Below are 8208 nucleotides of genomic sequence, written 5' to 3'. Positions count from 1 at the left end.
CGACCCTCGGCCTGCCTCGGAACTTCGGAAAGAACGGCCGCAGCCGCTCTATCTGCGCATCTGTCAGCCAATAAAGCGCGCTCATGATCCCTCCCCAAGTCGGGAGTTTGAATCATGCCGCCCGCCGGCGCTCAGGGAAATTTATAGGTCCTGACTCTAGCGAAACAGCCGCGCCACGATGGGCGCCAGCAGGATCACCAGCACGATGCGCAGCAGGTGATGGCTGACGACATAGGCCAGGTCCGCCCCGGCGATGATGGCGATCACGATCATCTCGGCCTGGCCGCCCGGCAGGAAGGCCAGGAAGGCGTCCAGCCCCGGCGCCAGGCCCAGGTGCACGATCAGTTCGATGAAGACCAGGCTGATCGCAGCCAGCAGCAGCGAATAGACCAGCCCCGCGACGACGGCCTGGCGCAGTTCGCGCCAGGTGATGCCGGCATATTTCGACCCGACCGCGATGCCGATGAAGAACTGCGCGGCCTGGATCATCTCGGCCGGCGGACGGTGCTGGATCAGCCCGGCCAGCGACAGCGTCGCCGTCAGGATCATCGGCCCCAGGATCGAGGCGCCGAACAGCCCGATCCGCTCGGCCACCTGCCAGCCCACCAGGCCGCACAGCCCCATCAGCACCAGCTCGAGCGGCGCGACCGAGGACAGCGGCGCCCCCGGCGGCTGGGTCAGGTCGACCGACCAATAGGCGGTCATGATCAGCGGCGCCACGGTCACGATGACCAGGACGCGCGTGGCATGGATCAGCGACAGCGCGCGGATGTCGCCGCCCGCCTCCTCGCCAAAGGCCAGCATGTCCTGCAGTCCCCCCGGCATCGCCCCGTACCAGGCGGTCGGATGGTCGAAGCCGAAGCCGCGCCGGAACAGCGGATAGCCGACCAGCGCGATCACCGCGATGAAGGCCGGGACCAGCGCCAGCGACGCCGCCATGTCGGGCAGCCCCGCCAGCACCGCGGGCGTGATCGAGGCGCCGACCGCCACCCCCAGGATGGTGCGCATCAGGACGCCCAGCCAGCCCGCCCCGGCCAGCGGCGCGCCGGCCAGCGCGGCGATCAGGCAGGCCAGCATCGGCCCCAGCAGCAAGGGCAGGGGCAGGCCAAGCCACAGGAACAGCGCGGCGCCGATGGCGGCAAGCGCAAAGGTCAGGGTCCGGCGTCCGGTCAGGCTCATGGAAAGGCTCGTTTAGGCAGGGCAGATCGCGGCCCCTCTGTCACGCGGGCGCGGGCGGATGTCAAACGGCCCGCTGCCGGTCCGGTGGAGCGGGCACCTTGCGGCTTCCTGTCGTTCTTTCTTGGAAAAATATCCCGCAGGGGGAATCCTTCGCGCCAGCGAAGGATGGGGGACGCGAAGTCCCCCCTTGCTCTCACAGCCGGGCCCTCACAGCCGCGCGCCGACCGCCGCGATGCGCCGGATCCCCTCGTCGATCTCGGCCTCGGCGATCGAGGAATAGGCCAGCCGATAGAAGCCCGCGCCCTGGGGCCGGTCGCGAAAGAACGGCCGGCCCGGCTCGATCAGCACGCCTTCGGGGCGAAGCGCCAGCGCCAGGGCATCGCTGTCCAGGCCCCGGGGCGTCGGCAGCCAGAAGCTCGACCCGCCCGGCGCCACGGCCGCGCCCGCGTCCAGCCCGTGCCGGGCCAGCGCCCGGGCGGTGGCGGCGCGCCGCGCGGCATAGGCCTCGCGCATGCGGTTCAGCTGGCGGTCGTAATGGCCCAGCGACAGGAAATAGGCCATGGTGCGCTGCACATGGCCCGGCGGATGGCGCAGCATCATGCCGCGCAGCGCCCGCGCCTCGGCCAGGAAGGCGGGCTCGGCCACCAGATAGCCCAGCCGCAGCCCCGGAAAGACCGACTTGGAAAACGAGCCGACATAGATCACCGCCCCGTGCCGGTCCATCGCCTTCAAGGCCGGAGAGGTCGCGCCCGCAAAGCTGATCTCGAATTCGTAGTCGTCCTCGACCACGGCAAAGCCGCGCGCCGCCGCCAGCTGTAGCAGCGCCTCGCGCCGGGGGCGCGGCATGGTGCGGTTCGTGGGGCACTGGTGGCTGGGCGAGGTGAAGACGACCGAAACCCCTTCGGGCACCGCCTCGGGCGGCAGGCCGCCGTGGTCGATGGGCACCGGCAGGACGCGGGCGTCGTGCACGGCCAGGATCTCGTGCAGGCCGGGATAGAACGGCTCCTCGATGGCGCAGGTCTGGCCCCGGTTCAGCAGGATCTGGCAGATCAGCCACAGCGCGTTCTGCGCCCCCAGCGTCAGCAGCACCTGGTCGGGCCGGGCGCGGATTCCGCGCCGGGGCAGCAGGTGGCGGATGATGAAGTCGATCAGCTCGGGGTCGTCGCCGTCATACTGATCGTCCGACAGCGCGCCCAGGTCGCGCCGCCCCAGCGCGCGCACCGCGCATTCGCGCCAGGCGGCATGGTCGATCAGCCGGTCGTCGGTCTGGCCGTAAAGAAAGGGCCAGGGATAGCTGCGCCAGTCGCGGGGACGGTCCTTGCGCCGCGCAGCAGTATAGCGCCCGTCCAGCCGCGCGCCCCAGTCCAGGCCCGGACCGTCGGCCGGGCCGGCGGGCGCCGCCTCGGGCGCGCCCACCCGGTCGCCGATGAAATAGCCCGACCGCCCCCGCGCCACCAGGTAATCGGTCGCCACCAGATCGCCGTAGGCCTGGCTGACGGTGATCCGCCCGACCCCCAGATGCGCGGCCAGCGCCCGGCTCGACGGCATCCGCTCGCCCGGCCGCAACCGGCCTTCGTGCACCGCCAGAACGATCTGCCGCCGCAACTGAACTTGCAGCGGCAGGGCGGCGGCGCGGTCGATCAGGAAGGTCTCGGGCGGGATCTGCATGGCGGCCTTTCATCAGGCCGCCATACTGCCCTAACCGAAGACCCGAGTCAGCGCCCCGTCGATGGCGTCGCTGAAGCGGTCGATCTGGTCCGCGTCCACCACCAGCGCCGGCGCCAGGCACAGCGTGTTGTTGAAGCCGGGGATCGAACGGTTGGTCGCGCCGATGATGACGCCCTGCGCCAGGCAGTCGGCAACCACGGCCTGCACCTGCTTTTCGTCCGCCGGCTCCTTCGTCGCCCGATCCGCGACCAGTTCGGCGCCGCAGAACAGGCCCTTGCCGCGCACGTCGCCGATGGCGGCGTGCTTCTCCATCAGCGCGCGCAGGTTGCCGACCAGCCGCTCGCCCATGGCGACGGTGTTCTCCAGCAGCCCCTCCTCCTCGATGATGCGCATGTTCTCCAGCGCCGCCGCCGGGCCCGAGGTGCAGCCGCCAAAGGTCGAGATGTCGCGGAAATAGCCCATCGGGTCGCTGGCGTCGTCCTTGAACATGTCGAAGACGCGCTCGGTGGTGACGGTGCAGGAAATCGCCGCATAGCCCGAGGCGACGCCCTTGGCCATGGTCACGAAATCGGGCTCGATCCCGTAATGCTGATAGCCGAACCAGGTGCCGGTGCGCCCCAGGCCGCAGACGACCTCGTCGATGTGCAGCAGGATGTCGTATTTGCGGCAGATCTCCTGCACGCGCTGCCAGTATCCCTCGGGCGGGGTGATGACCCCGCCGCCCGCGGTCACAGGCTCAAGCACCAGGCAACCCACGGTGTCGGGGCCTTCGCGCAGGATCACCTCCTCGATGGCGTCGGCGGCGCGCTCGCCATAGTTTTCCACGTCCCATTGCTTGCGGTATTCCAGGCAATGCGGCACCCGCACGAACCCGTCGGGATAGGGGCCGTATTGCATCGCCCGCTGGTCCTGGCCGCTGGTCGCAAGCGTGGCGATGGTGGTCCCGTGATAGTCGCGGTCGCGGAACAGGATCTTCCACTTCTTGCCGCCGTGCTGGCGCGCCGCGATCTGGCGCACCATCTTGTAGACCTTTTCGTTCGCCTCGGACCCCGAGTTCGAGTAATAGACCCGGCTCATCCCCGGCATCTTCGCGGTCAGCGCCTGCGCGAACAGCGCGCCCGGCACGGACCCGGCCGCACCCGCGTAATAGTTCAGCTTCAGCAACTGGTCGCGCACCGCATTGGCGATGCTTTCGCGGCCATAGCCCACGTTCACCGTCCAGACCCCGCCCGACAGCCCGTCCAGGAACTCGCGCCCGGTGGCATCCCACAGCGTCAGCCCCTTGCCCTCGACAAAGACGCGCGGGTCGATGGTCTCGTATTGCTTGTGCTGGCTCAGGTGGTGCCAGACATGGGCCTTGTCGGCGGCGATGACCGGGCTCAGGTCGTTCGGGCTCAGGTCGTTCATGGGGTGCCTCGCGTGATGGGTTCTGGCGCGACCTTACGCCCGGGCAGCGGGGGGCGATAGATCCAGCCTGGGCGGTTCGATAGAGCCAGCGCCCTAGCCCCGGCTGGCCGGATAGAGCGCGCGGAACCGTGCCAGCCCTTCGGCAAAGGCGGGGACCAGCGCGGCGTCGGGCTCGATCCGCGCGGCGATGCCGGGCATGGTGCAGACCTCGGCCGGGTCGGCCCCGGTCGCGGCCATCAGCCCCAGCCGCGCCGCGCCGAAGGCCGCGCCGTAATCGCCGCCCACCGGCAGCAGGATCGGCAGGTTCAGCGTGCTGGCGATCAGCCGCAGCCAGTAATCCGACCGCGCGCCCCCGCCCAGCGCCAGCAGCGCGCCCGGATCGGCGCCCGCGGCGCGCAGCGCGGTCAGGTTGTCGGCCAGGGCAAAGGCCACCCCCTCCAGCACGGCGCGCGTCAGGGCGGCGCGGTCGGTGGTGGGCGTCAGGCCGGCCAGCACCCCCTTGGCCAGGGCATCGTTGTGCGGCGTCCGCTCGCCCGACAGATAGGGCAGGAACAGCGCCGTCCCCGGCGCCTGCAGGGGGCCCAGGTCCTGCGTCAGGTCGGCCGCGCGCGCGTTCAGGACGCCCGCCAGCCATTCCAGCGCGGCCGAGGCCGACAGGATCACCCCCATCTGGTGCCAGGTCGCCGGCAGGGCGTGGCAGAAGGCATGGACCGCCGTGTCCGGCGCCGGCAGGAAACGGTCCGAGGCCGCGAAGACCACGCCCGAGGTGCCCAGGCTGACGAAGCCCTGCCCCTCGGCCACGGTGCCCGCGCCGATGGCCGTCGCCGCATTGTCGCCCGCGCCGCCGGCGACGACGACCGGGCCGGCGATGCCCCAGCGCTCGGCCAGGTCGCGGCGCAAGTGCCCCGAGGGCGCGCTGCCCTCGACCAGCGCCGGCATCTGGTCGCGCCGCATGCCCCCCGCCGCAAGCAGCGGTTCGGACCAGTCGCGCCCCGCCACGTCCAGCCAGCTGGTCCCCGAGGCGTCCGACATCTCGCTGACCCGCTCGCCCGTCAGCCACAGCCGCAGGTAGTCCTTGGGCAGCAGCACGCAGGCGACCCGGTCGAACAGCGCGGGTTCGTGGCGCGCCATCCAGACCAGCTTGGGCGCGGTGAAGCCCGGAAAGACGATGTTGCCCGACAGCCGGCGCACGTCGGGCAGGGCATCCATCGCCGCCGCCTCGGCATGGGCGCGGGTGTCGTTCCACAGGATGGCCGGGCGCAGCACGGCGCCGCCCGCGTCCAGCGTCACCGCCCCGTGCGTCTGCCCGGACAGGCCGATGCCGCGCAGGCCGGACAGGTCCTGCCCCCGGGCCAGCGCGGAAAGCGCCGCTTCCGTGGCGGCGATCCAGTCGGCCGGGTCCTGCTCGGACCAGTTCGGATGCGGCCGGCTGACCGTTAGCGGCGCGGTTTCCGAGCCCAGCACCCGCTGGCCCGCGTCGATCAGCGTCGCCTTGACGCCCGAGGTGCCCAGATCAATGCCCAGATACATCCCGTTCCTCCCCTTGCTTGGACATGGCCCGGCTCAGCCGCGCAGGTAATGGCGCAGCGTGGCCTCGGTCCCCTGGTCCCACAGCATCGCCAGCCAGCGGGCAAAGGGCTCGGTCAGGCGCGGGTCGCGACCGGTCTCGCCATAGATCTCGGCCATGCCCAGCCAGGCGGCGGGCTCGGACCGCGCCGCCTGTGCCGCCGCGGTCAGCCGGTCCCAGTTCGGATCGTTCGGGGCGATCTCGGCCCCCGAATCGGTCGTGCCCGCGCAATAGCGGCACCACAGCGCCGATTCCAAGGCCAGGCCCTCGACCGGCAGATCGCGGGCCAGCCGGTCGGCGATGGTCGGGATGATGAACTTGGGCTGCCGGTTCGAGCCGTCCAGGCACAGCCGCCGGATGGTGTCGCCGATCTTGGGGTTGGCGCAGCGCTCCGCCACCTTGGCGTAATAGGCGTTGAGGTCGGTGCCGGGGACGGGCGGGACCACGGGGATGATCTCCTCGGCCTCGACCTTGTCCAGAAAGGCGCGGACCAGCGGGTTCTGCATCCCCTCGTGCACGAAATGGATGTCCATCAGCCCCGAGGGATAGGCAATGACCGCATGGCCCCCGTTCAGGATGCGGATCTTCATCATCTCCCAGGGCGTCACGTCGTCGACGAATTCCACGCCGACCTGCTCCAGCGGCGGGCGGCCCTGGGGAAAGTCGTCCTCCAGCACCCACTGGATGAAATCCTCGGCAAAGACGGGGCTTGCGTCCTCGACGCCGAAATCCTCGCGGATCATGCGGCGTTCGCGGTCGCTGGTCGCGGGTGTGATGCGATCGACCATGCCGTTCGGAAAGGCGACGTTCGCCGCGATCCAGTCGGCCAGCGCCGGGTCCGACAGGCGCGCGGTTTCCACCACCGCCTCGCGCGTGACATGGCCGTTGTGGGGGATGTTGTCGCAAGACATCACGGTAAAGGGCGGCACGCCCGCGTCGCGGCGCGCCTTCAGCCCGGCGACCAGCATCCCGAACACGGTCTTCGGCGCCGCCGGGTTGGCCCCGTCCGCCGCGATGGCGGGGTGCGCGGGGTCGAAATGGCCGGTCTTGGCGTCGATGAAATAGCCGCCCTCGGTGATGGTCAGGCTGGCGATGCGGATCGCCGGGTCGGCCAGCCTTGCCACGATGGCGGCGCCGTCGGCGGCGGGCAGGTGGTCGATCATCGCCCCGATCACCCGCGCCTGCGAGGCTTCGGCCGATTGCTCGACCACCGTGTACAGATAATCCTGTCCCGCCAGCACGTCGCGCATCCGCGCGTCCGAGGGCATGACCCCCGCGCCGACGATGGCGAAATCCTGGCCCTGGCCCAAGGTCATCAGCCGGTCCAGATAGACCGCCTGATGGGCGCGGTGGAAATTGCCCAGCCCGAAATGGACGATCCCGCCCCGCAGGGCCGTGCGGTCGTAGCCGGGCGTCGGGACCGGAATGCGGTCAAGGTTGGCCTGGTTCAGCTTGGTCATCTGGGCTCATCCGGTTGGGCCGGCCCGGGCCGGCGGGCGCCGCCCCAGCGTGATACCGCGCGGGGCAGCGCGCAAGCCCCCGTTTTCGGGGGGCGGGGCCGGGGCCTGCCGCGCGCGCGGGATCCCGCGCGCCGGCCGTCACCCCTGCGCGCAAAGGCCGCGGATGACCGTCTCGACCTCGGCCCGGATCAGCTGGCGCAGGTTGGCGCTGAAACGCTCGCCCATCGCGCCCTCAAGCTCGTGGCGGATCAGGGCGCGGACCTGCCGGCGCAGATCCTGTTCCCCGTCATCGGCCGGGGCGAACAGGTTCGGGGCCGCCGTCGCAGCCGCTTCCGGTTCCGGGGCGGGCGCGGGGGCCGCGTCCTGCACCGGTTCGGCCAGCGGAAACTCGACGATCTCGGCGGTCTGGGCGGGGGACAGGCCCGGCGGGCGGACCCCGGCGGTCATGCGCGCCAGCACGGCCTCGGCCTCGGCGAACTCGGCCTGCTCCTCGGGGCTCAGGTCGGACCAGCCGGGCTCGCCCCCGGCCGGAACGGCGACGGCAGCGGCGGGCGGAGCGGTGACAGGGCCGGCCGCCTGCGGCGCGGGCCCGGCCTCTGCCGGCGCCGCGCCGCCGCCCAGGATGCGGGCATGGGGCCATTCGGCGTTGATCGCGGGCTGCCATTCGACCGCCGGCGGCACGGCGGGCGCGGGGCGCGGCGCGTCCCCGGCCACCAGGTCGGACTGGCCCAGGACCAGCGGCATGTCCTGCGCCCCGGGCCGGGGCGCGCGGTGGAAGGGATGGTCCCCGAAGGGGCGGCCGGGCAGCGGCCGCCCGGTGTCGTCCTGGGCGATCAGCCGCCGGATCGAGGCGAGCACGTCGCCCGCGTTTTCCGCCAGCAGCGGCTGGCGCAGGGGTTCATGCTGCATGGCACGCCCCCCTGGCGC

6 protein-coding genes and 1 pseudogene are annotated in these 8208 nt (G+C 71.5%); all 7 read right to left on the bottom strand.

The genetic code is table 11. From position 1 onward, the window contains the following. Positions 1–85, bottom strand: a pseudogene (locus BU28_RS25240) (IS5/IS1182 family transposase); the annotation flags it as partial. A 71-nt stretch (positions 86–156) separates the two neighbouring features. Further along, the gene (locus tag BU28_RS0105235; protein WP_028718537.1) at positions 157–1179 is read right to left on the bottom strand and encodes an AbrB family transcriptional regulator; all 1023 of its coding nucleotides are present in this window, start codon (positions 1177–1179) and stop codon (positions 157–159) included. A gap of 207 nt (positions 1180–1386) precedes the next feature. Then, positions 1387–2847: a MocR-like pyridoxine biosynthesis transcription factor PdxR gene (gene pdxR / locus BU28_RS0105230; protein WP_028718536.1), complete on the bottom strand. Its 1461-nt coding sequence runs from the start codon at positions 2845–2847 to the stop codon at positions 1387–1389. Positions 2848–2877: 30 nt separating this feature from the next. Then, on the bottom strand, positions 2878–4254 hold the full coding sequence (tpa, locus tag BU28_RS0105225; RefSeq protein WP_028718535.1) for a hypotaurine--pyruvate aminotransferase Tpa: 1377 nt from the start codon (positions 4252–4254) through the stop codon (positions 2878–2880). 93 nt (positions 4255–4347) lie between these two features. Next, a complete protein-coding gene (gene xylB, locus BU28_RS0105220) occupies positions 4348–5784 on the bottom strand; it encodes a xylulokinase (protein WP_028718534.1) in 1437 nt (478 codons plus the stop codon). Positions 5785–5817: 33 nt separating this feature from the next. Then, entirely contained in the window at positions 5818–7281 is a 1464-nt protein-coding gene (locus BU28_RS0105215; RefSeq protein WP_028718533.1) for a mannitol dehydrogenase family protein, read from the bottom strand. Between the two features lie 138 nt (positions 7282–7419). Then, positions 7420–8190 carry a hypothetical protein gene (locus BU28_RS0105210; protein ID WP_028718532.1) on the bottom strand — a complete coding sequence of 257 codons (771 nt, stop codon included), beginning with the start codon at positions 8188–8190 and terminating at the stop codon, positions 7420–7422. Positions 8191–8208: the final 18 nt, after the last annotated feature.

This window comes from Paracoccus yeei ATCC BAA-599, from assembly GCF_000622145.1.
GTDB lineage: Bacteria > Pseudomonadota > Alphaproteobacteria > Rhodobacterales > Rhodobacteraceae > Paracoccus > Paracoccus yeei.
This window is presented reverse-complemented; position numbering and strand designations above follow the sequence as displayed.

Bases quoted from the DNA above. Each gene is read 5' to 3' on its own strand.
- BU28_RS0105215 (WP_028718533.1), bottom strand. From the start codon at position 7,281: ATGACCAAGCTGAACCAGGCCAACCTTGACCGCATTCCGGTCCCGACG.
- pdxR (WP_028718536.1), bottom strand. From the start codon at position 2,847: ATGCAGATCCCGCCCGAGACCTTCCTGATCGACCGCGCCGCCGCCCTG.
- tpa (WP_028718535.1), bottom strand. From the start codon at position 4,254: ATGAACGACCTGAGCCCGAACGACCTGAGCCCGGTCATCGCCGCCGAC.
- BU28_RS0105235 (WP_028718537.1), bottom strand. From the start codon at position 1,179: ATGAGCCTGACCGGACGCCGGACCCTGACCTTTGCGCTTGCCGCCATC.
- BU28_RS0105210 (WP_028718532.1), bottom strand. From the start codon at position 8,190: ATGCAGCATGAACCCCTGCGCCAGCCGCTGCTGGCGGAAAACGCGGGC.
- xylB (WP_028718534.1), bottom strand. From the start codon at position 5,784: ATGTATCTGGGCATTGATCTGGGCACCTCGGGCGTCAAGGCGACGCTG.